Source organism: Variovorax sp. HJSM1_2, assembly GCF_049316285.1.
Taxonomy (GTDB): domain Bacteria; phylum Pseudomonadota; class Gammaproteobacteria; order Burkholderiales; family Burkholderiaceae_C; genus Rhodoferax_B.
This window is the reverse complement of the sequence record NZ_JBMOXA010000028.1, coordinates 39,940-64,066: the sequence shown is the minus strand read 5'-3', so window position 1 is coordinate 64,066 and position 24,127 is coordinate 39,940. Positions and strand designations below refer to the sequence as shown.

21 protein-coding genes, 1 tRNA gene and 1 pseudogene are annotated in these 24,127 nt (G+C 61.7%); 19 read left to right on the top strand and 4 right to left on the bottom strand.

Translation table 11 applies throughout. The features are described from left to right. Nucleotides 1-304 (top strand): annotated as a pseudogene (locus ACFQ95_RS21940) (cobalamin biosynthesis protein CbiB); the annotation flags it as partial. A 78-nt stretch (nt 305-382) separates the two neighbouring features. Beyond that, complete coding sequence (gene hisC, locus ACFQ95_RS21935) at nt 383-1,486, top strand: histidinol-phosphate transaminase (RefSeq protein WP_422834456.1); 1,104 nt, start codon at nt 383-385, stop codon at nt 1,484-1,486. A gap of 4 nt (nt 1,487-1,490) precedes the next feature. On the opposite strand, the gene rsgA is transcribed toward hisC, so the two are convergent. From rsgA to ACFQ95_RS21920, 3 genes are read right to left on the bottom strand one after another with little or no spacing between them, the layout of a single operon-like run. Then, nucleotides 1,491-2,432 (bottom strand): ribosome small subunit-dependent GTPase A, encoded by a 942-nt coding sequence (rsgA, locus tag ACFQ95_RS21930; protein ID WP_422834454.1) that lies wholly within the window; start codon nt 2,430-2,432, stop codon nt 1,491-1,493. 28 nt (nt 2,433-2,460) lie between these two features. Then, a complete protein-coding gene (locus ACFQ95_RS21925) occupies nt 2,461-2,808 on the bottom strand; it encodes a 4a-hydroxytetrahydrobiopterin dehydratase (RefSeq protein WP_422834452.1) in 348 nt (115 codons plus the stop codon). Continuing rightward, nucleotides 2,805-4,094, bottom strand: a complete 1,290-nt coding sequence (locus tag ACFQ95_RS21920; RefSeq protein WP_422834451.1) for a M48 family metallopeptidase — start codon at nt 4,092-4,094, stop codon at nt 2,805-2,807. Before ACFQ95_RS21920 ends, ACFQ95_RS21925 begins: the two co-directional genes overlap by 4 nt. Before the next feature lie 36 nt (nt 4,095-4,130). Between ACFQ95_RS21920 and orn the strand changes: the two genes are divergently transcribed. The 6 genes from orn to ACFQ95_RS21890 all read left to right on the top strand — a co-directional run bounded on the left by orn (nt 4,131) and on the right by ACFQ95_RS21890 (nt 11,151). Continuing rightward, nucleotides 4,131-4,736, top strand: coding sequence for an oligoribonuclease (gene orn / locus ACFQ95_RS21915; RefSeq protein ID WP_422834449.1), 606 nt, complete (start codon nt 4,131-4,133; stop codon nt 4,734-4,736). A 344-nt stretch (nt 4,737-5,080) separates the two neighbouring features. Beyond that, nucleotides 5,081-7,054 (top strand): DEAD/DEAH box helicase, encoded by a 1,974-nt coding sequence (locus ACFQ95_RS21910; protein WP_422834447.1) that lies wholly within the window; start codon nt 5,081-5,083, stop codon nt 7,052-7,054. Nucleotides 7,055-7,213: 159 nt separating this feature from the next. Beyond that, nucleotides 7,214-8,644 (top strand): diguanylate cyclase domain-containing protein, encoded by a 1,431-nt coding sequence (locus ACFQ95_RS21905; RefSeq protein ID WP_422834459.1) that lies wholly within the window; start codon nt 7,214-7,216, stop codon nt 8,642-8,644. Between the two features lie 48 nt (nt 8,645-8,692). After that, the gene (tilS, locus tag ACFQ95_RS21900) at nt 8,693-9,664 is read left to right on the top strand and encodes a tRNA lysidine(34) synthetase TilS (RefSeq protein WP_422834457.1); all 972 of its coding nucleotides are present in this window, start codon (nt 8,693-8,695) and stop codon (nt 9,662-9,664) included. 91 nt (nt 9,665-9,755) lie between these two features. Then, complete coding sequence (locus ACFQ95_RS21895; protein WP_422834446.1) at nt 9,756-11,024, top strand: aspartate kinase; 1,269 nt, start codon at nt 9,756-9,758, stop codon at nt 11,022-11,024. 34 nt (nt 11,025-11,058) lie between these two features. Next, a tRNA-Ser gene (locus ACFQ95_RS21890) sits at nt 11,059-11,151 on the top strand. Here the strand turns inward: ACFQ95_RS21890 and ACFQ95_RS21885 are convergent. Then, on the bottom strand, nt 11,119-11,466 hold the full coding sequence (locus ACFQ95_RS21885; protein WP_422834445.1) for a hypothetical protein: 348 nt from the start codon (nt 11,464-11,466) through the stop codon (nt 11,119-11,121). The genes ACFQ95_RS21890 and ACFQ95_RS21885 overlap by 33 nt on opposite strands. Before the next feature lie 170 nt (nt 11,467-11,636). Here ACFQ95_RS21885 and ACFQ95_RS21880 point away from each other — a divergent pair, with 170 nt between their 5' ends. The 11 genes from ACFQ95_RS21880 (at nt 11,637) to ACFQ95_RS21830 (ending at nt 24,083) form a co-directional block, all read left to right on the top strand. Continuing rightward, nucleotides 11,637-12,668, top strand: coding sequence for a zinc-dependent alcohol dehydrogenase (locus ACFQ95_RS21880; protein ID WP_422834443.1), 1,032 nt, complete (start codon nt 11,637-11,639; stop codon nt 12,666-12,668). 135 nt (nt 12,669-12,803) lie between these two features. Continuing rightward, a complete protein-coding gene (locus tag ACFQ95_RS21875) occupies nt 12,804-13,451 on the top strand; it encodes a CoA transferase subunit A (RefSeq protein WP_422834442.1) in 648 nt (215 codons plus the stop codon). A 2-nt stretch (nt 13,452-13,453) separates the two neighbouring features. Next, entirely contained in the window at nt 13,454-14,107 is a 654-nt protein-coding gene (locus tag ACFQ95_RS21870) for a 3-oxoacid CoA-transferase subunit B (protein WP_422834440.1), read from the top strand. Nucleotides 14,108-15,285: 1,178 nt separating this feature from the next. Further along, nucleotides 15,286-16,215, top strand: a complete 930-nt coding sequence (locus tag ACFQ95_RS21865; RefSeq protein ID WP_422834438.1) for a sensor histidine kinase — start codon at nt 15,286-15,288, stop codon at nt 16,213-16,215. Beyond that, nucleotides 16,212-16,844: a response regulator gene (locus tag ACFQ95_RS21860; RefSeq protein ID WP_422834436.1), complete on the top strand. Its 633-nt coding sequence runs from the start codon at nt 16,212-16,214 to the stop codon at nt 16,842-16,844. Before ACFQ95_RS21865 ends, ACFQ95_RS21860 begins: the two co-directional genes overlap by 4 nt. 529 nt (nt 16,845-17,373) lie before the next feature. Beyond that, nucleotides 17,374-18,141 carry a helix-turn-helix transcriptional regulator gene (locus ACFQ95_RS21855; protein ID WP_422834435.1) on the top strand — a complete coding sequence of 256 codons (768 nt, stop codon included), beginning with the start codon at nt 17,374-17,376 and terminating at the stop codon, nt 18,139-18,141. A gap of 265 nt (nt 18,142-18,406) precedes the next feature. Further along, nucleotides 18,407-19,060 carry an isochorismatase family protein gene (locus ACFQ95_RS21850; protein ID WP_422834434.1) on the top strand — a complete coding sequence of 218 codons (654 nt, stop codon included), beginning with the start codon at nt 18,407-18,409 and terminating at the stop codon, nt 19,058-19,060. A gap of 83 nt (nt 19,061-19,143) precedes the next feature. Then, nucleotides 19,144-21,030 (top strand): amidohydrolase, encoded by a 1,887-nt coding sequence (locus tag ACFQ95_RS21845; RefSeq protein ID WP_422834433.1) that lies wholly within the window; start codon nt 19,144-19,146, stop codon nt 21,028-21,030. Then, nucleotides 21,030-21,437, top strand: a complete 408-nt coding sequence (locus ACFQ95_RS21840) for a DoxX family protein (protein ID WP_422834431.1) — start codon at nt 21,030-21,032, stop codon at nt 21,435-21,437. The genes ACFQ95_RS21845 and ACFQ95_RS21840 overlap by 1 nt, the downstream gene beginning before the upstream one ends. Further along, entirely contained in the window at nt 21,427-23,088 is a 1,662-nt protein-coding gene (locus ACFQ95_RS21835; protein ID WP_422834429.1) for an MFS transporter, read from the top strand. The genes ACFQ95_RS21840 and ACFQ95_RS21835 overlap by 11 nt, the downstream gene beginning before the upstream one ends. Further along, nucleotides 23,085-24,083: an SLAC1 anion channel family protein gene (locus ACFQ95_RS21830; protein ID WP_422834427.1), complete on the top strand. Its 999-nt coding sequence runs from the start codon at nt 23,085-23,087 to the stop codon at nt 24,081-24,083. Before ACFQ95_RS21835 ends, ACFQ95_RS21830 begins: the two co-directional genes overlap by 4 nt. The last annotated feature ends 44 nt before the right edge of the window (nt 24,084-24,127 follow it).

Sequence of the window (24,127 nt, the reverse complement as noted above, 5' to 3'; positions counted from 1 at the left end):
CATCGACAGCTGGCGCAACTATGCCGAACACTTTCCGAACGACAACGACGGCGTGATTCTCGCCGCCACTTCCGGCGCGTTGAACGTGCGCCTGGGCGGCGAAGCGCTGAAGATTTCGCCGCGCCTGGCCAGTGGCGGCGCCGAAACCTTCGAAGCCGACGTGCTGCAGCAAGACACCGAGGCCACCCCGGGGCGCGAGCCCGAACTGTCGCATCTGCGCAGTGTGGTGGGTCTGGTGTGGCGTACGGTGGTGGTCTGGATGGGCTTGCTGGCACTGCTGACGCTGGCGCGGCTGCTCGGCTAGTGCCAGTTTCAATCTAAACAAAATTGGCCTCTAGTGCTTGCTGCATATGCGGCAGCAGCTACATATTTTGGAGTTTCTGTGTCTGAAGTTTCCCCCTTCTGGAGCCCGGTGGTGGGCACACTCACGCCTTACGTGCCCGGCGAACAACCCAAGCAGGCCAAGCTGGTCAAGCTCAATACTAACGAGAACCCGTACCCACCATCGCCCCAGGTGCTGGAGGCCATTCAGGCGGCCACGCTGACCGGGCTGCAGCTCTATCCCGACCCGGAATCCACCACGCTGCGCCAAACCATCGCGCGCCACCACGGCCTGCAGGCGGAGCAGGTGTTTGTGGGTAACGGCTCCGACGAGGTCCTGGCCCACGCCTTCTTTGCGTTCTTCCAGCAGGGCGGTGCGCCGCTGCTGTTTGCCGACGTGACCTACAGCTTCTACCGCGTGTACTGCGGCCTGTACGGCATTCCCGCGCAAACCGTGCCCTTGGATGAAGACATGCGGCTGGATGTGGCCGCCATGGTCGCGCCGCGCGCCGAGTTGCCTGCGGGTGTGGTGGTGGCCAACCCGAATGCACCTACGGGCATGGGCTTGCCGCTCGAACAAATCGAACAACTGCTGCAGGCCCATCCCAACCGGGTGGTGCTGGTCGACGAGGCCTATGTCGACTTTGGTGGCGCCAGCGCGGTGCCGCTGGTCGCCCGGTACCCGAACCTGCTGGTGGTGCACACACTCTCCAAGTCGCGCTCCTTGGCCGGTTTACGCGTCGGTGCGGCCTTTGGCCAGCGTCCATTGATAGACGCACTGGAGCGCGTGAAAAACAGCTTCAACTCCTACCCGCTGGACCGCCTGGCCCAAGCCGGCGCGGCCGCCGCGTACAACGACACGGCCTACTTTGCGCAAACGGTGGCCGATGTGGTGGATGCGCGCGAGGGTTTGACTCTGGCGCTGGAGGACCTGGGTTTTGTGGTCTTGCCGTCGCAAGCCAACTTTGTGTTTGCACGCCACCCGCGGCGTGATGCGGCCGAGTTGGCTGCGGCCTTGCGCGGCCATGGTGTCCTGGTGCGGCATTTTCAAAAGCCCGAGCGGATTGCGCAGTTTCTGCGCATCAGCATTGGCACACCACAGCAGTGCGGGGTCTTGGTGGCGGCGCTGGAGGCCGTCCTGCAAAGCCCGGCGGCTGCGGCTTAGTTGTTCAGTAGCGCGGCCCCTGGCTCAACTCCTCAAACAGGTCGCCATAAATTTTGTAGCGCCTGGCGCTGATGCGTTCTTCGTCGGCGCCGGTTTCAATGGCTGCGCGCACACCACAACCGGGCTCATGCAAATGGGTGCAGTTGTAGAACTTGCACTGCGCGATGTGGCGTTTGAAGTCGGGCATGAAGTCCGCCAGATGCCGCGCGTCAACGTGGTGCAGGCCGAATTCCTGGAAGCCGGGTGAGTCGATCAGCGCCGTTGCGGGCTTGTCCACGTCTTGCTCGACCCAGTACCACGAGGTGGTGGTGGTCGTGTGTTTGCCCGAATTCAGCGCCTGTGAGATTTCGCCGGTGGCGGCCAGTGCGCCGGGCACCAGCCGGTTGATCAAGGTGCTTTTGCCGCTGCCCGACGGACCCAGCACCAGCGTGGTTTTGCCGGCCAGCGCGGCCGAGAGCGCCGCGACGCTGGCCTCGTCCTGCTTCAGCGACAGCGGCAGAATGTTGTAGCCCATGGCGCGGTAGGGCGCGAGCCAGCCCCAGGCGCGGTGAAAGGGCTCGGCCAGATCGCTTTTGTTCAGCACGATCAGCGGTGTGATGCGCTCGGCCTCGGCTGCGATCAGCGCGCGCGACAACTGCACTTCGGAGAACTCGGGCTCGGCCGCGATCAAGATCAACACCTGGTCCAGGTTGGCGGCAAACGACTTGGTGCGGATTTCATCCTGCCGGTAAAACAGATTGCGCCGCGGCAGCAGTTTTTCTATCGTGCCCTCCTCGCCCTGGCCGGGCAGGGCGGGTAGCCATGCCACACGGTCACCCACCACGGCCGTGCTCTTCTTGCCGCGTGGATGGCAGATGCGGCGCGTGCCGTCGGCGGTTTCCACCACGCAGTGGCGGCCGTGCACGGAAACCACCAGGCCTTCGGCCAGCGTGGGGCGGGTGCTCAAACTGCTGCTTTCATCACGGGTGATGGCATCAGGCGGGCTCGGTCAACAAGGCGTCGACCTGGGCTGCGCATTCGAAATCGGTAGACGACACGCCGTTCACGTCGTGTGTGTTGAAACGCACCACGCAGCGGTTATAGGACACCGCCAACTCGGGGTGGTGGTCCTGCGCGTTGGCCACAAAGGCGACGGCGTTCACGAAGGAGATGGTCTCGTAGTAGTTGGCGAAGTGGTAGGTTTTCTGGATCGCCACTTCGGGTCCGTCGCCGTGCAGTGTCCAGCCGTCGACCTTGGCCAGGCTGGCGACGAGTTCGGTCGCGGTCAACACACGGCGTTTGTGCTTGGACCAGTCTTTTTTCTTCAGGTTTGAAGTGCTCATGCTGCGGCTCCTTGGGGCATGCGCGCCAGCCGCTCGGAGGCGGGTGGGTGCGAATAATAGAACTTGACGTATACCGGATCGGGGGTGAGTGTGGAGGCGTTGTCTTCAAACAGCTTGAGCAATGCGCTGCGCAGATCGGCACCATTGGTGTGGGCCATGGCATACGCGTCGGCCTGGAACTCATGTTTGCGCGACAGTTGCGCCGACAGCGGCGACACAAAAAACGAGAACACCGGCACCACCAGCAAAAACAGCAGCAGCGCCAGCGCGTCGTTGGGTGCACCACTCAATTCTGGCGTGGCACCCAGGCCCACATAAAACCACACCTGGCCGGCCAGCCAGCCCAGCAGTGCAAAGCCGGCCAGGCTCAGCGCAAACATGGTGACGATGCGCTGGATGATGTGTTTGTGTTTGAAGTGCCCCAGCTCATGGGCCAGCACGGCATCCACCTCGCCAGGCGAGAGTTTGGCCAGCAGGGTGTCATAGAACACCACGCGTTTGGCGGCACCAAAGCCGGTGAAGTAGGCATTGGCGTGGGCGCTGCGTTTGCTGCCGTCCATCACATACAAGCCCTTGGCGGCAAAGCCGCAGCGCTGCATCAACTGCGTGACGCGGGCCTTCAGGGTTTCGTCTTCCAGGGGCTTGAACTTGTTGAACAGGGGTGCGATGAAAGTGGGATAGACCATCAGCAGCAGCAGGTTGAAGCCCATCCACGTGGCCCAGGCCCACAGCCACCACAGGTGGCCAGCGGCACCCATCAGCCAGAGGATGAGGGCGGCGATGGGCAGGCCGATCAACACGCCCACCAGGGTGGACTTGGCCAGGTCGGCCAACCACAGGCGCAAGGTCATCTTGTTGAAACCGAAGCCTTGCTCCAGCACAAAGGTTTGGTACAGCGTGCCCGGCAGGTCGATCAAACCACTGATGAGTCCAAAACAGCCCAGCAGCGCGAGCTGTTGCCACATGCCGCCACCCATCACGCTCAGCAGGGCCTGGTTGAGGGCGTTCAAGCCGCCGAGCAGGGTCCAGCCCAGCAGCACGGCCGTGCCCACGGCCAGGTCGATCAGGCCGTAACGGCCCTTGGCAATGGTGTAGTCGGCGGCCTTTTGGTGCGCCTCCAGGGTGATGGTGTTGGCAAATGCTCCGGGCACCTGGTGGCGGTGCTGCGCGACGTGGCGAATCTGGCGGCTGGCCAGCCAAAAACGCAGCAGCAGGCTCAGCACCAGAGCCGTGGCGAAAAGCAGTGTCAGGGCGAGGGCTGGCGTTTCAAAAGTTGGGGCAAACATGGCGGGGGAGTGTAGGCCATCGGCGACAATTGGCCGATGGATGAACCGAACACCCCGAGCGCTGTGCGCCTACCCAAATCAGATCAAAACCTGATCTGGATCGACTGCGAGATGACCGGTCTGGAGCCCGAAGCCGAGCGTCTGATCGAGATTGCGGTCATCGTGACCGGCCCGAATCTCGATCCACGGATAGAAGGCCCGGTATTGGTGATCCACCAGAGTGATGCGCTGCTGGATGGAATGGATGCCTGGAACAAGGGCACACACGGCCGCAGTGGTCTGATCGACAAGGTCAAGGCCTCGACCACCACCGAGGCGGACGCCGAGCAGCAGATCATCGACTTCCTGAAGGCCTATGTGCCCAAGGGGGCATCGCCGTTGTGTGGCAACAGCATTGGCCAGGACCGCCGCTTTCTGGTGAAGTACATGCCCAAGCTGGAAGCTTATTGCCACTACCGCAACCTGGACGTGAGTACCTTGAAAGAGCTGGCCAAGCGCTGGCGCCCGGAAGTGGCAGCGGCTTTTAAGAAGCAGCAAAAACACACGGCCTTGGCCGATGTACACGAGTCGATTGAAGAGTTGGCGCACTACCGTGAGCACTTCCTGAAGCTCGCTGCACCTGCGGCCCCGGCCGACGTCTAGCACGCGTCGGCATCCATGGCGCCGCGCCAAACCAATGCTGGCGCGGGTCTGCGAGCTTTTTTGCGTTTTATCTTTAAAACGCTAGGTAAAAACCCCGATTCACCATATAATCGAGGGCTGCACTTAGATACGCCGCCTATTACTGCTGTAAAGCCAGCGAGGCAAATCAAGTACGCAAGTGCATTTTGCACATCTCCCTTCACACACCTCGCGCACAAAGTTGCGTCGACCTGATTCAACCAGCCCAGCAGGGGCGTTGGCAGGCACCGTTTGATGGTTGATGTTTTTTAACCATTGACGGATCCGCTGCAGCCGAATGCGGCGGTTCGCGTGTGAGTAATGACATGAACGACTCTTTTGACGTCGCTGGCGACTTTTCGCCTGCGCAATCCGATGCTGTTTCCGACACTTTCGTGACCGAAACCGTACTCTCTGCAGATGGCATCGACGCCGCTGTTGAATCCAACGAACCCGCACTGCCCAACGGCTTTGTCGAACTGGGCCTGGCCCCGGAACTCGTGCAAGCCGTGGCCGACCTCGGCTACCAACAGCCTACCGCTGTGCAAATGCAAACCGTGCCGCTGGCCATGCAAGGCGAGGCCGCTGGTTTTGTCGACCTGATGGTCTCCAGCCAAACCGGTAGCGGCAAAACCGCCGCCTTCTTGTTGCCCGTGCTGCACACGCTGCTGCGCCAGCAAGCCGAAGCCGCCCAAGCCGAGCGCGTTGCCTATGAAGCCGCCGTTGCCGAAGCCGCTGCCAAGGGCGAGCCGGCCCCCAAGCGCGCCAAGCGCAAGGACCCCACCAACTCGCGCAACTTCAAGGCGGCAACGCCTGGTGCGCTGGTGCTGTGCCCCACCCGCGAACTGGCCCAGCAAGTGGCCCACGACGCGATTGAACTGGTGAAGCATTGCCGTGGCCTGCGTATTGCCAGCGTGGTGGGCGGTATGCCTTACCAACTGCAAATCGCCAAGCTGCAGAACGCCAACCTGGTGGTGGCCACGCCTGGCCGTCTGCTGGACTTGCAGCGCTCGCAACAAATCAAGCTGGACCAGGTTCAGTTCCTGGTGGTGGACGAAGCCGACCGTATGCTGGACCTGGGCTTTGCCGACGATCTGGCTGAAGTCAACCAGATGACCATCACGCGCAAGCAAACCATGATGTTCAGCGCCACGTTTGCGCCGCGCATTCAGCAACTGGCGGCACGTGTGATGCGCGAACCGCAACGCATCACCATTGCCAGCCCGCAAGAAAAACACGCCAACATCAAGCAAGCCTTGTTCTGGGCCGACAACGCCCAACACAAGCGCAAGCTGCTCGACCACTGGCTGCGCGACACCACCATCGCTCAAGCGATCGTGTTCGCCAGCACACAAATCGAGTGTGATGGCCTGGCCAACGACCTACAACAAGAAGGCTTCAGCGCCGTTGCATTGCACGGCGCCCTGAGCCAAGGTCTGCGTAACCGCCGCCTGATGGCACTGCGCCAAGGCCAGGTGCAAATCCTGGTGGCAACCGATGTGGCCGCACGTGGTATTGACGTGCCTAGCATCAGCCACGTGTTCAACTTTGGCTTGCCTATGAAGGCCGAAGACTACACCCACCGCATTGGCCGCACCGGCCGTGCTGGCCGCGATGGCATCGCCATCACGTTTGCTGAAATGCGCGATCGCCGCCGTGTCATGGACATCGAAAGCTACACGCACCAGCAATTCAAGACCGAAGTGATTCCGGGCATGGAGCCACAACAGCGCATTCCTGATCTGCGTGGCGGTGGCGGCGGTGGCCGTGGTGGTTTTGGCGGCCGCGACGGCGCACGTGGTCGCGGCTTCGGCGGCGGCGGTGGCCGTGGTTTCGGTGGTGGTGACCGTGGCGGCTTCGGCGGCGGTGACCGCGGTGGTTTTGGTGGTGGCGACCGTGGTGGTGATCGCGGCGGCTTCGGTGGCAACCGTGAGCGCTCCGGCGGTTACGCTGGTGCCAGCGGCTTCAATGATCGCAATACACGCCCTGCTGGTCCTGGTGGCTTCCAAGGTCAACGCCCACAAGGTGGCGGCTATCAAGGTGGTCAGGGCGGCGGCTTCGGTGCCCCACGTGAAGACCGTGGCGGCCGTCAAGAAGGTTTCGGCGGTGGCCGTGACCGTGACAACTTTGCCCCACGCGGTGCAGACCGTGGCGAGCGCGGTGACTTCGGTGGCCAACGCCCCGCCGGTCGCCCGGCTTTCGGCAAACCCGCTGGCGCTCCTGCCGGTGGTTTTGGCGGCGGCAAGGCCTTTGTGCCACGCGGCGATGCCAAGCGTCGCCCGGCCAAGCCAGCGCGTTAATCTTCACAGGTAAAACTTGTGCAAAGCCAGGTCCTAGGACCTGGCTTTTTTTATGGGCGCTTGCCGGGGCGAGTCGCGTGTTGTGCCACTATGCGGTAACAATAAAGGCAGGAGGTTCTGCGCGTGGATTCTTTTTCGTCTGCTGCTGATTTCGAACGTATGTTCGAGATGGCGCCTGTGTCGCTCTGGCTCGAAGATTACAGTGCACTCAAACAAATGTTTGATGCCTGGCGCGCTGAAGGCGTGACCGATTTGCGTGCGCATCTGCTCGCCCATCCCGAGTTCGTGCCGCTGTGTGCAGCATCCTTCAAAGTGCTGCGCGTGAACCGCCGCACGCTAGAAATCTACGCCGCCAAAAACCAGCAAGAGTTGGTCTCGCGCATGCATGAAGTGTTTCGCGGCGACATGTTTGAGAACATGGCGCGCGAGCTGGAGCAGATGTGGAGCGGCATGCTCGGCATCACCACGCAAACGGTGAACTACGCGCTGGACGGGCGCCGCCTGGACATCCAGGTCACCGCGCGCGTGCTCGACGGCCATGAAGAAACCTGGGACCGTGTACTGGTGTCGATCAACGACATCACCGAGTCGCTGCAAATGCAAAACCGCTTGGTCAGTAGCGAACAATATGGACGCGATTTGTTTGATTACTCGCCAGTGTCCTTGTGGGTCGAGGACTTCAGCGCGGTCAAGGTGTTGATCGACGAGGTGCGCGATCGCGGCATCCAGGACTTCCGCGTGTTCCTCAGCGTGCACCCGGAGTTTGTCGAGCGCTGCATGCGTGAGATCCGCGTGATCAACGTGAACCAGCAAACACTCACCATGTTCGAGGCCAAGAACAAAGAAGAATTGCTGAGTCGCCTGGGAGACGTGTTTCGCGACGAGATGCGCGACTGTTTTGCCGAGCAACTGATTGACCTGTGGAATGGCAAGACCACGCAACTGCGCGAGGTGGTCAACTACAGCCTGAGCGGCAACCTCATCAACATTCATCTGCAATTCGCGGTGCTGCCCGACCACTTGGACACCTGGGGGCTGGTGCTGGTGTCGCTGGTGGATATCACCGCGCGCAAGAAGGCCGAGGCTTATCTCGAATACCTGGGCAAACACGATTCGTTGACGCAGTTGCGCAACCGCGCCTTCTACATGGAGGAGTTGAACCGCTTGTCGCGCAAGGGCCCCTGGCCGGTCAGCATTCTGGCCATCGATCTGAATGGCTTGAAGCTGATCAACGACGAAGAGGGGCACGTGGCGGGCGATGCCATGCTGCGCCGTGCTGGTGAAGTGCTGGGCAAAGTGGTGGATGCGGGGGCTTGCGCCGCACGTACCGGTGGTGATGAGTTTGCCATGTTGCTGCCTGGAGCAGACGAGCGCCAGGCGCAAGCGGTGTTGGACCGGATTGCCAGTGTGCTGGAGCTCAACAACCAGTTCTACACCGGCCACAAACTCAGCATGGCGATTGGTGTGGCCACATGTCAGTCCCATCACGATCTGGAGGCCGCGTTGATCCGTGCCGACCGCGCCATGTACGTGGAAAAAGCCCGCTACTACCATGACAACCACCTCGAGCGGCGCAAGAATCCCAGCTGAGAGTGTGGTGCGGGGCGTGGCATGAGCCACTGGCCTGCAGATGCCCCCATGCCGCCTGCGCTGGCTGGCGCGATGGCGGTATTCGCGCCTGCCTTGCCCCTGTTGGTGGCTTACAGCGGTGGCGCCGATTCAACCGCTTTGCTGTTGGCCTGCGCAGAGCGTTGGCCGGGGCAGGTGAGGGCGGTGCATGTGCACCACGGCTTGCAGTCGGCAGCCGACGATTTTGTGCGCCACTGCCAAGCTTTTTGTGAGGCGCTCAATGTGCCTTTGCAGGTGCATCATGTGCAAGCCAAACATGCGCCCGGCGAAAGCCCGGAGGATGCGGCACGTATTGCGCGATACAAGGCTTTAAGCGCTGCAGCGCTTTCTGCATCGGCGCACGGTGCTATTGAGTCCATAGCGTTGGCACAACACGCGGACGACCAGGTCGAGACCCTGCTTCTGGCCCTGAGTCGTGGCGCCGGTTTGCCCGGCTTGAGTGCGATGCCCTCCAACTGGCAGCGTGACGGGCTGCGCTACTACCGTCCGTTCTTGTCCGTACCGGCGGCGGACATTCGCCGTTGGCTGGCTGCGCGTGCTGTGCCTTTTGTGGAGGACCCGAGCAATACCGATGAGCGCTACACGCGCAACCGCATCCGCGCGCGGCTGCTGCCGGTGCTTGAAGCGGCGTTTCCACAATTTCGTGCGACCTTTGCGCGCAGCGCAGCCAACGCCGCGCAGGCCCAGGCATTGCTGGAGGAATTCGCCCAGCAAGACCTGCTGGTGACCGGTTGCCCACCGACCATTGCCGCGATGCGCAGCCTGCCGGCCAACCGCCAGGGCAACCTGCTGCGCTACTGGTTGAAGGCCACCTATGGCGTGAGCCCAAGCGCCAGCCAACTGGCAGAAGCACTGCGCCAGATCGACGCTTGCGCCACGCGTGGACACAAGATTCACATCAAGTTGGGCGATGGTTTTCTGGTGCGGCAAGGGGCGTTGCTGCATTGGTACAATCCTCAGGCTCCAGGCACCACTGCTTGACGCTTTTAACTGAAGCGGCGCGTGGGCCTCGGAGGTATTTGCGGCTGCGCCACCAGGGGCAGCATTCTGCTTCCCAACGACACAACACTTCATGGCATTGATCGTTCATAAATACGGCGGCACGTCGATGGGCTCCACCGAGCGCATCCGCAACGTTGCCAAACGCGTGGCCAAATGGGCCCGGGCCGGCCACCAGATGGTGGTGGTGCCCAGCGCCATGAGCGGCGAAACCAACCGCCTGCTCGGCCTGGCCAAGGAACTCGCCCCCTCCAAATCTACCGACGCCTACCAGCGCGAGCTCGACATGCTGGCCTCCACCGGCGAGCAAGCCTCCGTGGCCTTGCTGGCGATTGCCCTGCAGTCCGAAGGCATGGAGTCGGTGAGCTACGCCGGCTGGCAAGTGCCGATTCGCACCGACAGCTCCTACACCAAGGCACGCATCGAGTCTATCGATGACAGCAAGGTGCGCAACGACCTGGCCGCCGGCAAAGTGGTCATCGTCACCGGCTTCCAGGGCGTGGACGACGAAGGCAACATCACCACCTTGGGCCGTGGCGGCAGCGACACCTCGGCCGTGGCCGTGGCCGCCGCCATGAAGGCGCAAGAGTGCCTGATCTACACCGACGTGGATGGCGTCTACACCACCGACCCGCGCGTTGTGGCCGAAGCCCGTCGCCTGCACACCGTGAGCTTTGAAGAAATGCTCGAAATGGCCTCCATGGGCTCCAAAGTGCTGCAGATCCGCTCGGTGGAATTCGCCGGCAAATACAAGGTGCCGCTGCGCGTGTTGTCCAGCTTCACACCTTGGGACATCGATATCAATGAAGAAGCCAAGTCTGGCACCTTGATCACTTTTGAAGAAGACGAAAAAATGGAACAAGCCCTTGTCTCCGGCATCGCGTTCAACCGCGATGAAGCCAAAATCTCCGTGCTCGGCGTGCCCGACAAACCAGGCATTGCCTACCAAATCCTGGGCGTCGTCGCCGATGCCAACATCGACGTTGATGTGATCATCCAGAACGTCAGCAAAGACGGTTTCACCGACTTCAGCTTCACAGTGAACCGCGGCGAATACGCCAAGACCATCGACCTGCTGAAAGAAAAAGTGCTGCCGGCACTGGGCGCACTCGAAGTGGTTGGCGACGCCAAGATCTGCAAGGTCAGCATCGTCGGTATCGGCATGCGCAGCCACGTGGGTGTGGCCAGCAAGATGTTCCGTTGCCTGAGCGAAGAGGGTATCAACATCCAGATGATCTCCACCAGCGAAATCAAGACCTCTGTCGTCATCGACGAGAAGTACATGGAACTGGCCGTGCGCGCCCTGCACAAAGCATTCGATTTGGATCAGCCCGCTGCGTAAAAACGACTGATTTTCATGCGATAATCGTTGGATTGGAAACGTGACCGAGTGGCCGAAGGTGCTCCCCTGCTAAGGGAGTATGGGGTGTAGAGCCTCATCGAGGGTTCGAATCCCTCCGTTTCCGCCAGATCACCCCTGTAGGCTCAGCCTGCAGGGGTTTTTGGGTTTCTGGGGCTTGCTCTTGTGCGTCGGCCAGGCTGTTGACGATTGCAATCAGGGCGCGTTTTGCCTCAGCTTCGAAAGCATCGCGTTCGTCTAGCGAGTCGACAACGTAGTCGAAGATCGTTCGGACCTTTTCTTTTCCTACCGCGTCGGGTAGTCGCTTTTGCTTTTCCAGTTCGCAAAGCGCTTCACCATCAATTCTTTGTGTGTGCTGTCCGGCTCTGATTCCAGCGGCAAGTCTCCGAGCCGCTTGGGCGCGTTGCAGTGCTCGCGATTGCATAGCTGGGGCCGGGTCTGGTCTTCGCGACATTCAGGGTTGTGCAAACCAGTTCTTGACATGCTCTGACCCGAGAACTAAATTGGCACGCCCTGCCAAACATAGATAGGACCGCGAGCGCCGCGCGGGGCGGATTGCGATTTCGGCGCCTCACCCTCGAGAGGAAACACAGTATGCCGACCATGAAAGCCGCTGTCGTTCGCACCTTCAAACAACCACTGACGATCGAAGAGGTTGCGCGCCCCGAGGCGGTGCCCGGCCGAATCGTCGTCAAGGTCATGGCCTCCGGTGTGTGCCATACCGACCTGCATGCCGCCGATGGCGATTGGCCCGTGAAGCCCAGCCCGCCCTTTATCCCGGGCCATGAAGGGGTAGGCTATGTGTCAGCGGTAGGCGCCGGCGTGAAGCACGTCAAGGAAGGTGACCGCGTTGGCATCCCCTGGCTGCATACCGCGTGTGGGCACTGCGAGCACTGCATGACCGGGTGGGAAACGCTGTGCGACAGCCAACAGATGACGGGCTACAGCGTCAACGGCGGCTATGCCGAATACGTGCAAGCCGATCCCGGCTACGTTGGGCACCTGCCGCCGAACATCGGCTTTTCTGCGATTGCACCGGTGCTTTGCGCGGGCGTGACGGTCTACAAGGGCCTGAAGGTGCTTGACTGCAAACCCGGCGACTGGGTTGCGATCTCGGGTGTGGGTGGCCTGGGTCACATGGCGGTGCAATACGCCAAGGCGATGGGTTTTCACGTCGCCGCGGTCGATGTCGACGACGAGAAGCTTGAACTGGCCAAGAAGATTGGTGCGGAACTCGTCGTCAACGCCAGCAAGCTAGACCCTGCCCAGGAACTGCAGCGTGCGTTGCGAGGCGCGCACGGCGTGCTGGTCACTGCGCCATCGCGCAAGGCTTTCGAACAGGCTCTGGGCATGATGCACAAGCGCGGCACGATGTCGCTTGTTGGTTTGCCTCCCGGCGAATTTGGTCTGCCGATCTTTGACGTCGTTCTCAACGCCAAGACCATCCGTGGCTCGATTGTCGGCACGCGCATGGACCTGCAAGAGGCCTTGGCCTTTGCCGGCGAGGGCAAGGTGCACACGGTCTACTCCGAAGACCGGCTGGAGAACATCAACGGCATCTTTGATCGCATGCGCCAGGGCAACATAGAGGGGCGCATCGTGCTGAAGTTGGCCGACGACCAGTAGACGGGCGTCCGTGGTGTCGTCTTGCATCATGGTTGTCGAGACAGGGGCCCACGATCATTCCCCGACCTTGGTGGCGGCAGTGGCCCCTGTGCAGGGCTATGGGTGCCGGTTTCACAGTCAGCATGGAGGCCGATGATGCGCACTACGACGGTGGAAGAAGCGGCGGCTCTGGTTCCCGATGGTGCAACCGTCATGGTTGGCGGCTTCATGGGTGTCGGCTCACCGGATCGGCTGATCGACGAGCTGGTGCGTCAGGGCCGGCGTGAGCTGACCGTCATCGCCAACGACTCCGCGCTGCCTGGTGTCGGCATCGGCAAGTTGGTCAGTGCCAAGGCGCTGCGCCGGCTGATCGTCAGCCACATCGGGCTGAACCCCGAAACCCAGCGGCAGATGCTGGCCGGTGAGATGCAAGTGGACCTCGTGCCACAAGGCACGCTGATCGAGCGCATCCGTGCGGCCGGCCATGGGCTTGGTGGCGTGCTGACGCCCACCGGCGTCGGCACCGTCGTCGAAGACGGCAAGCAGAAGATCGAGGTTGAGGGCCGGTTCTACCTGCTGGAGACCGCGTTGCATGCGGACTTCGCGCTGGTGCAGGCCTTTATGGCCGACTACCTGGGCAATCTCGTTTACGCGCTGACCGCGCGCAACTTCAACCCGGTGATGGCGATGGCCGGCAAGACTGTTATTGCCGACGTCGAGCAAATCGTGCCGGTGGGCATGGTGTCGCCCGACCACGTGGTCACTCCGGCCGTGCTGGTCGATTACCTGGTCGGAAAGGGCTGATCATGGACGCTCAGACAGTCATCGCCCGGCGCATTGCGCTCGAACTGAAGGACGGCATGCTGGTCAACCTGGGCATAGGCATCCCGACGCTCGTGGCGGGTTATGTGCCGCCCGGCATGCACGTGTTCTTCCAGTCCGAGAACGGCTTGATCGGCACCGGTCCGATCCCGGACGGGCCACTGACGCAGGCGCGGCTCACCGACGCCGGCGGGCGCCCGGTCACCGCCATTCCCGGTGCCTGCACCTTCGACAGCGCGATCTCCTTTGGCCTGATCCGAGGCGGGCATGTCGACATGACCGTGCTCGGCGGCCTGCAGGTGGACGCTCAGGGCCTTCTCGCCAACTGGATGATTCCGGGCAAGATGGTGCCCGGCATGGGGGGCGCGATGGATCTCGCTACGGGTGCACGGCGCGTTGTGGTGGCGATGCAGCACACAGCCAAGGGCAAGGCGAAGATTGTTGAACGCTGCGGGTTGCCACTCACCTCGGCGCGGCCGGTGGACCTGGTGGTCACGGACTTGGCCGTCATTGCGCACCAAGGCGGGCGGCTGCGGCTGATCGAGACGGCGCCAGGCGTCAGCGTCGAGCAAGTGCTGGCGGCAACCGAGGCCAAGCTCGACATCGCCGAGGATGTTCGCACCATGGCGTTTGCCTGAATGCTCTCTTGGGTTTGATGCACCATCCGACGCAGTAGGCTTGGCGGGCATAGGCACGCTGACCGAGCAGCGCTTGGCGACTATCCATCATGGGGAGACCGGCGGGATGATACTCAAGGGGCAGGGCAAACATCCACAACAGGAACAGCACCACCGGCAAGTGCATAAGGCGCTGCAGAGGGTGTAGCCCACGATGTTGCGGGCCTTCAGGGAAAGAATGCCCGGGAGGGGCCGCATGCAGAACGGGTGTATGAGTTTAGGGCGCGCCTCGGCGGCGTTGTAAACGGTCACGGTCCAGCCGAGGTGCCTGAGTCAGCCGTCTGGATCATGGAGTGGCTTCAACTGGTCAAGCAAACACCCTTCAAGTTTTCGAATGCCAGTGACCCTGAATCCCTAAGCTTTCGGACCAACAATGGGGTTGCGTGCAGAAGATGCTGCGAGACCGGGGGAGTTGCATCAAGATGAGTTCACTGGCGCAAACGGTCTCTCTCAGAACCGGTCCAATGTCTTTTCGGGGATCACGCATGCACTGCAAACTGTGTCCGTCAAGGCGCGCTGCAGGTCATGCCTGTGTATGAGCCAAGTGCGCAACGCCTGGGGACGTGGTTTGAAGTGCCAGCCCCAGGGGGCAACCTGACCTCGAAAAGGCATTGAACAGGTTTCAAGCGGCTTGGCTCCCTCCGGATTCGGGGCATCGGCATTTTTTTTGTTCAAGAGCCAGCTTCATCCTAGGGTCGCAGGCCGTCGAAACATTCAAAAAATGACACAAAACGTCTATCAAGCTTAGGCCTTGGGTCGTAACGTAGGGCATGTAAACGGTGAGTTTTCGTCGTCAACAGACCAAGTCCGGGCACCGCCCGCTGATGAGGCCATGGTTCTGTTTGGCCGGACAAGTTATCAGATGCCCTTCACCGATGAACCAATTTCCGACGCCACAACCCTTGTCGCCCTTGACCTTGCAGCGCCGCCCTTTGCCTGGCTGCACGTTCATGGCGTTTGCGCGTGTGTGCCGGCCTGGCTTGCGGGTTGCCGCGCTGCTTTTGTTGGCGCTTGCCAGTACCAGCCCGCAGCTCCGCGCAGAACCCCTGGCCCCAGTGCTTGGATCCCACTTGCCGCAAGCTTTGGCGCCTGGGCCGATGGTCCAGGCCGTTTCCGATGCAACACCAGCACCCCTGCAGATGTCTGCGGCACACCGGTTCGACGCCGCGCCGCTGAACACGGCCACATTGCATAAGGCGCAGACCGGCGAGCGGCTGCTGGTCTTGCCGGCCTGGTTGTTTTCGGATTGGTTGCATGCGCTGGTGCTGGGCATGCTGCTCTCGCTCGGCATAGGACTGCGCACTTACTGGCTGCGCAGACGCCGGGTGCAACACGAGATGCGGATTGCGGTGCGTATAGGGGAGCGCAACCGGATCGCACGCGAACTGCACGACTCGCTGCTGCAGAGTTTTCACGGCTTGATGTTTCGCTTGCAGGCCGCCCGCAACGTGTTGCCAAACTCGCCGGCCGAGGCGGCCGAGATGATAGACGGCACGTTGACCCGCGGGGACAACGCGATGAATGAGGCGCGCCGGGCGATTCAGCAGTTGCGCGGCGCCCCAGACGCCGAGAGGGACTTGGTGCAGTCGGTGGCGGCACTGGCGCAAGACCTGCAGCTGGGTTGCGTTGAGGTGTGTCTGCCGGTGTTCAGCGTGGTCGAGTCAGGTGAGGCGCGCCGGTTCGATCAGTTGATCCACGAAGACATTTACTGCATCGTGCGCGAGGCCGTGCGCAACGCCTTTCACCATGCGCAGGCGCGGCACATCGATGTCGAGATCCACTATACCGATCCAAGCTTTCTGATCTATGTGCGGGATGATGGCATAGGCATGTCAACCGAGGTCATAAGCCAGAAGCGCAGGATAGGGCACTGGGGCATTCAAGGTATGAAGGAACGTGCCGCAAGCTTTGGTGGGGATGTGGCGGTCCACAGCACACCCGGTGAAGGCACGACGGTGAGCCTGATGGTGCCAAGCAAATTGTTCACCACTGTCTCTGCGGTCCGGCTTCCTTGGTTGGCGCGCGCTCGATCGAATTTTCTTGTCCAAGCCGCGAGGAGCGCCCCTTGAACCCAATCCCCGAGCGTATCCGCGTGTTATCTGTCGACGACCATCCGCTGATCCGCGATGGTGTTGCCGGACTGCTTGCCTCCGCTGCCGACATGGTGCTTGTAGGCGAAGCTGCGGATGGGCGCGAAGCGGTAGAGAAGTACCGTTTGTTGCAGCCCAGCGTGGTGCTGATGGACATTCAAATGCCAGTGATGAATGGCCTGGAAGCCTTGGTGGCCATCCGCCGTGAGTTCCCGCAGGCACGTGTTCTGCTGCTCACCACTTACTCTGGCGACGTGCTGGCGCAGCGCGCACTGAAGGCGGGTGCGCGGGCCTATCTGCTCAAGAGCCTTGTGCGTACCGAATTGCTCGATGCCATCCGGGCAGTGGCACAGGGACACATCCACATCAGCCCGGCTGTGGCGATGGAATTGGCTCGCTATAGTTCCGCCGATGCACTGAGTTCTCGTGAGGTGCGGGTGTTGGAGTCTATTGCCAGTGGACTCGGCAATAAATCGGTGGCACGCGAGCTGGACATCACCGAAGGCACGGTGAAAAGCCACGTTAAAAATATCCTCGCCAAACTCTGTGCAAATGACAGAACCCACGCTGTTACCTTGGGGCTCAAACGCGGAATCATCGACGTCTAGCTCGTCGAGATGCCGCCCAAATCATCATCTGAAACGACGGCTTCATTCCGCCTTGATCGTCGTCATGTGGTTGGCGTAGACCTTGTGGGTATGGCTGCGCCGGGCTTCCCGGCACTTTGCTCTGTCACGTCCAAGCGGCTGCCTGTGGTTCCCCCGGCCCGTGGTGTGGGTGGTGACTTCCTCTTGAGGTCGAAGATGCGGTCTCGCTGTGTGCCAGGCGCGGTCTTGCCGCGCTGAAACCTTTGCCGCCGCGACGCCGGGGAGCGGGCGGTGTCATCCCATTGACCAGCACTTGTGGTTCTGATGTTGCGGTGCAAAAATACGCGGCCATCGGTTTGCGAGACAGCGCCGCCCGCGAACAACTGAACGGAAACGATCCATGCTATTTCCTTCTCCAGTCCCTTCAACACCGCCTTCAAAACTGCCTCTCCAAAAGGCTGCAGACTCGCTGGGCTGCCCCGCGAGCAATCTTTTTCAGGATCAGGAGTTGGCCGGTGGCGGGGTTCTCTTCTACCGCAAGAAAAAAGAGATGGCCAGCGTGAGCCAGGTGTCCACACCAGGCAGTGGGCGCGGTTTCTTGATCGGTATTTCGATGGGGCGCAGTCAACGCAAGATTTTTCATGGGCGTCAGGCGGCGCTACATGATTTCGGGGCGGGCTCGGTGTACATACGCGATTTTGCGGAAGACTACCGTGCCGATCTCACCGGTCCGTTCGACTTTCTGTTGATGGAGATGCCGCGGGATTTTTTTGCACGCGCCCATGATGGCAGGGGCGCTGGAGCCCGGCTGACCAATGTCACTGGCCTGCAAGACCCGGTATTGGCCCATCTGGCCTTGGCATTGGCGCCCGCACTTGAGCGCCCGCATGAGGCCAGCGCTTTGTTTGTGGACCAACTCAGCGGGGTCATTGGTACCCATCTTTTTGACAAATACGGTTGCGTGGCGCTATCGGAAAGCCCCCGTCGGCGGCAAATGTCGCGGCTGCATGAAGTACGTGCCAAAGAGATGTTGCGTAGCCAGATGGATGGCGACATCACCATCGAAGAGGTGGCCGAGGCCTGTGGGCTTTCGCGCAGCCATTTCGCCAAAGCCTTCCGTGCGACCACGGGTCAAACGCCACACCAGTGGCTGCAAATCCAACGCATAGACATGGCGAAAAGTTTGCTGATGCTTACGGGGCAATCCTTGGCAGAGATTGCGGTGGCGTGTGGCTTTGCCGATCAAAGCCATTTCACGCGGGTGTTCGCCCAAGCAGTGGGGACACCGCCCGGCAACTGGCGCCGCCAGATGGCCTGATTTGGCGGCATAGTTGGCGGCACAGGCTGCGCCATTTTTCGGCGCGACGCGATAGAGCCTCTCGAAAGAGGGATTCGAGGCACACCCTTCTGGTGTTTGCCATATTGGTGATTTCCCTGATCATGCGGAAAGCTCCCTGAGAGCGCATTGGCCGGTACCGCGTGTCTGCGGCCATATGTGTTGTCTCATGGTCTGCCGCCGCTCGCCGAGCGGTGGTCTCTTTTGGCCGCTACATGGCCAGGTCCTTTATTCCGAGGAGTTTTCCATGCCCATCACCGCAACCGCCACCCCAGGCGCCAAGCTGCTGACCCCCAAAGACCACACCCTGGTTTTGATCGACTTCCAATCGCAAATGGCTTTTGCCACCAACTCCATAGACCCGGTGCTGCTGCGCTCCAACGCAGGCCTGGTGGCCAGCGCGGCGGCCGGTTTTGGTGCCTCCACCATTTTGACCACGGTTGCCGCCAAGAGCTTCTCCGGCCCTATGTTCGATGAAGTCACTGCACCGTTTCCTGGCCAGGCGTTGCTGGACCGCACCTCGATGAACACCTGGGAAGATGCCGCCGTCATCAAGCGCATCAACGAAATCGGCAAGACCCGCATTGTCTTGGCCGGCCTGTGGACCAGCGTCTGCATCGTCGGGCCAGCGCTGTCGGCTATCGACCAAGGCTTTGAAGTCTTCGTGATCGCCGATGCCTGTGGCGATATCTCTGCCGAAGCCCATACCCGTGCCATGGAGCGCATGATCCAGGCCGGTGCCCAACCCATGACCTCGCTGCAATACCTGCTGGAAATGCAACGCGATTGGGCGCGTACCGATTCTTATGACATGACCACCGGCATCGCCAAGAAGTTTGGTGGCGGCTACGGTATCGGCATCACCTATGCCAAGACCATGTTCGGCGCACACGAAGGCTGAACACTCGGTACGCTAGACGTACCCGGGCTCTGCTCCCCTGGCGGCAGAGCCTTTCTCAACTGCAAATCTTCAGAAGACGCACCATGGCTGAACGCACCACCCCCGAACTCATCCTGCACCGTGGCCTGTTCACCACGCTAGACCGTGCCAACCCAACGGCCAGCGCTGTCGCCATTCAAAACGGCCGCTTCGTGCGCGTGGGCCACGACCAGGAAGTGATGGCATTGGCGGGGGCGGATACCAAACTCATCGACCTGCGCGGCCGCCGCGTGTTGCCCGGGTTGATCGACAACCACCTGCACATCATCCGTGGTGGGCTGAACTTCAACCTGGAGTTGCGCTGGGATGGCGTGAAGAGCCTGGCCGACGCCATGGGCATGCTCAAGCGCCAGGTGGCCATCACGCCTGCGCCCCAATGGGTGCGTGTGGTTGGTGGTTTTACCGAGCACCAGTTTGCCGAGAAACGCTTGCCCACCATTGATGAGCTGAACGCCGTGGCGCCCGACACCCCGGTGTTCTTGCTGCATCTTTACGACCGCGCCTTGCTCAACGGTGCTGCCATGCGCGCCGTGGGCTATACCAAGGACACACCGCCACCGCCCGGTGGCGAAATTGTGCGCGACAGCGCGGGCAACCCCACGGGTTTGCTGCTGGCCAAACCCAACGCGTCAATTCTGTACGCCACGTTGGCCAAGGGTCCCAAGCTGCCGTACGAATACCAACTCAACTCTACGCGCCACTTCATGCGCGAGTTGAACCGCCTGGGGGTGACCGGTGCCATCGATGCCGGCGGCGGTTTCCAGAACTACCCAGACGACTACAAGGTGATCCAGGAGCTGGCCGATGCCAACCAGCTCACCATACGCTTGGCCTACAACCTGTTCACGCAAAAGCCGAAAAAGGAGAAGGAAGACTTCCTCAACTGGACGGCCACCTCGCAGTACAAACAGGGCACCGATTACTTCCGCCACAACGGTGCGGGCGAGATGTTGGTGTTTTCGGCCGCCGACTTCGAAGACTTCCGCCAACCGCGCCCCGACATGGGCCCCGAGATGGAAGGTGAGCTGGAAGAGGTGGTGCGCTTGCTGGCGCAGAACCGCTGGCCGTGGCGCTTGCATGCCACCTACGACGAAACCATCAGCCGTGCACTCGACGTGTTTGAGCGTGTGAACCAGGAAGTGCCGCTGCAAGGTCTGAACTGGTTTTTCGACCACTGCGAAACCATTTCTGAACAGTCGATCGACCGCATCGCTGCGCTGGGTGGTGGCATCGCGGTGCAGCACCGCATGGCCTACCAGGGCGAGTACTTTGTGGAACGCTACGGCCATGGCGCGGCCGAGGCCACGCCGCCGGTGAAGCGTATGTTGGAGAAGGGTGTGAACGTTTCGGCCGGCACCGATGCCACGCGTGTGGCGTCGTACAACCCCTGGGTTTCCTTGTCGTGGCTCATCACCGGCAAGACCGTGGGCGGCCTGCAGATCACGCCGCAGCGCAATTGCCTCGATCGTGAAGCCGCACTGCGCATGTGGACCGAAAACGTCACCTGGTTCAGCAATGAAGTGGGTAAGAAGGGCCGCATAGAAGTTGGCCAGTTTGCCGATCTGGTGGTGCCTGACCGCGACTTCTTTGCCTGCGCCGAATCCGACATTGCCGATACCACCGCACTGCTCACCGTGGTCGGCGGCAAAGTGGTCTACGGTGCCGGCGACTTTGCGCCGCATGACGACAGTGCGCCACCCCTGGCCATGCCCGATTGGTCGCCGGTGCGCCGCTTTGGCGGCTACGCGGCATGGGGCGAACAAGGTGCGCCGCTGCAGGCCACGCTGCGCCAGGCGGCAGCCGCTTGCGCCTGCGCCAACGATTGCAATATGCACGGCCACCAACACGCCACCGCCTGGAGCAGCAAGCTGCCCATCGCCGATCTGAAGAGTTTCTGGGGCGCCCTGGGCTGTGCCTGCTGGGCGGTTTGATGGAACAGCTTCGTTTGGGTTTTATTGCGCCCTGGGTGCATTGGTTGGCGCTGCTGTTTCTCTGCGCGGCCTATCTGCAAGGCGCTTTCGACAAGGCCCGCAACTTCAAGGCAGCGGTGATGGAGATGCATCACTTCGGCCTGCGCCCAGCCGCGCCGTTGGCGGTCAGCACCATCGTCATGGAGTTTGCGGCGTCGGCCATGATACTCACGGGTTACCACCGCTGGCTCGGCGCCTTGGCCTTGGCCGGTTTCACCGTGATGGCCAACTTTTTGGCCGACCGCTTTTGGAGTGCCCCCAAGTCCAAACGCCTCGCCGTGGCGAATGCCTTCTTCGAACACTGGGGCCTGGCCGGTGGCTTCTTGCTGGTGGCCTGGATTGATCTAGGAGGGGGCCATGGCGCCTGACCCACATTCCAACCCCAATGCCCATGCGGCCACGCCCGCAAGCAGCAGTTTTGCACCGCTGGCGCAGCCGGTGTTTGCCGTGTTGTGGGTGGCCACGGTGCTGGGCAACATCGGCAGCTTCATGCGTGATGTGGCCAGTTCGTGGATGGTCACCGAATTGTCGGCCAGTCCGGCAGCGGTGTCGTTGATCCAGACCGCTGCGACCTTGCCGATTTTTCTGCTGGCGATTCCCGCAGGGGTGTTGTCCGACATTCTGGATCGCCGCCGCTTCCTCATTGCCGTGCAGATTTTGCTGGCGGCGGTCAGCGGCACTTTGCTCTACTTGTCGAAGACCAATGCAGTCACCGTGGAGTACCTGGTGGCGTTGACCTTTGTCGGCGGCATTGGCGCCGCGTTGATGGGGCCGACCTGGCAGTCCATCGTGCCCGAGCTGGTGCCGCGCAAGGACTTGAAGAACGCCGTGGCATTGAACTCCTTGGGCGTGAACGTGGCGCGTGCCATTGGTCCGGCGCTGGGCGGTGTACTGCTGGCCAGCTTTGGGGCCTCCATGGCCTACGGGGCCGATGTGCTGAGTTATGTGTTCGTCATCGCGGCGTTGCTGTGGTGGCGCAGGCCGCCGGCGGTGGACACCGGTTTATCCGAGCAGTTTTTCGGTGCGTTCCGTGCGGGCTTGCGTTATGCGCGTGCCAGCCGCGAATTACACGTGGTGTTGTTGCGCGCGGCGGTGTTCTTCCTGTTTGCCAGCTCGGTGTGGGCACTGTTGCCATTGGTGTCGCGGCGCATGCTGGGCGGCACGGCAGGGTTCTATGGTGTGATGCTTGGGGCCGTGGGGGCAGGGGCGATACTCGGCGCCTTGCTGTTGCCCAAGCTGCGGCTGCGGCTGAACGCCGATGGGCTGGTGCTCACGGCTTCGCTGCTCAGCGCCGCTGTGATGGGTTTGCTGGCGCTGGCGCCACCCCAGTGGCTGGCGGTGCTGCTGATGCTGGCGCTGGGCGCGGGCTGGATCATTTCGCTCACCACCTTCAACGGTGTGGCGCAGGCGGTGTTGCCCAACTGGGTGCGCGGCCGCGGGCTGGCGATCTACCTGATGGTGTTCAACGGTGCCATGGCCGCCGGCAGCTTGTGCTGGGGCCTGGTGGCGCAAGAGATCGGCATTCCCAGCACCTTGCTGCTGGGCGGAGCTGGTTTGGTGCTGGTGGCATTCATCTTCGACCGCGTCAAATTACCCACCGGCGAGGCCGATCTGCAGCCTTCCAATCATTGGCCTGAGCCCATGCTGACGACACCCCCGGCGCATGACCGCGGGCCGGTGCTGGTGCAGATCGAATACCAGATCGCGAAGAAGGATCTTCCCGGTTTCCTGTACGCCATGCGCCATCTGGAGCAGGAGCGCCGACGCGATGGCGCCTACGCCTGGGGCGTGGCCGAGCACACCGGGCAAAGCGGCCTGGTGGTCGAGTGGTTCATGGTCGAGTCCTGGGCCGAGCACTTGCGCCAACACCAACGGGTGTCCAAGGCCGATGCCGACCTGCAAGGCGATGTGTTGCGTTACCACACCGGGCCGGACAAGCCGGTGGTGCACCACTACCTGGCACTGGACTTGAAACACGGCAAGCCACCAACCCACACTGATGCTGGGGCCGCGCCATGAGTGAAACCACTGCTGCGGCGCAGGCAAGCCAGGAGCCTATGGCCGAAAAGCCTGTTCTCGCAAGGCTGTCTATTGCCATGTTTGGCATGGTGATGGGCATTGGCGGCTTGTCCAACGCCTGGGGTGCCGCGCATCGTGTGCTGGGCGCGCCGCTGTGGATCAGCCAGGTCCTGCTGGCGCTGGCGGTGCTGATTTTTTGCGCGCTGGTGCTGGCCCATCTGGCCAAACTCGGCTTTTGTTTTGCCGAGGTGGCGCAAGAGTTTGCACACCCCGTGCGTTCCAGTTTCTTTCCGGCGGTATCGGTGTCTATGGTGGTGTTGTCCATAGGTTTGCGTGCCTACGCATTGCCCGTGGCCCATGGGTTGTGGTGGGCCGGTGCGGTGATGCATTTTGTGCTGGCCGTCACCTTGATTCGGCGCTGGATTCTGCATGCGCAGGATGAAAGTGTGCTCACTCCGGCCTGGTTCATTCCCGTGGTCGGCAACATTCTGGTACCCGTGGGCGGCGTGCCCTTGGGTTATGTCGAGATCAGCTGGTTCTTCTTCTCGGTCGGCCTGATCTTCTGGCTGGCGTTTTTCACTATCGTGCTGCACCGCGTGTTGTTTGTGCCGGTGATGAGCCAGCGCAGCATGCCCACGCTGTTCATCCTGCTGGCGCCGCCGTCGATTGGCTTGTCGGCCTACCTGGCGTTCACCGGCGGGCAGGCCGGCGCGCTGGGCGACATCCTCTACTGCCTGGCGCTGTTCATCGCCATTCTGCTGGCCACGCTGTGGCGCCATGTGGCGCACGGTCCGTTCTTCATGAGCTGGTGGGCCATGACGTTTCCGGCCGATGGCTGGGCCGGGGCTTCGATTGCCTTCTTCCATGCCCGGCCCTCCGTCTACACCCAGGTGATTGCGTTCGTCGCATTGGCCGTGGCCAATGGCATCGTGTTGTGGATTGCGGTGCGTACCGCGCTGCACATGGCCAGCGGTGCGGCTTTTCGCGAGGATTAAGTTTCCACAGCATCCGCTGTAACTCCCGCCTGTGATCAGGCATC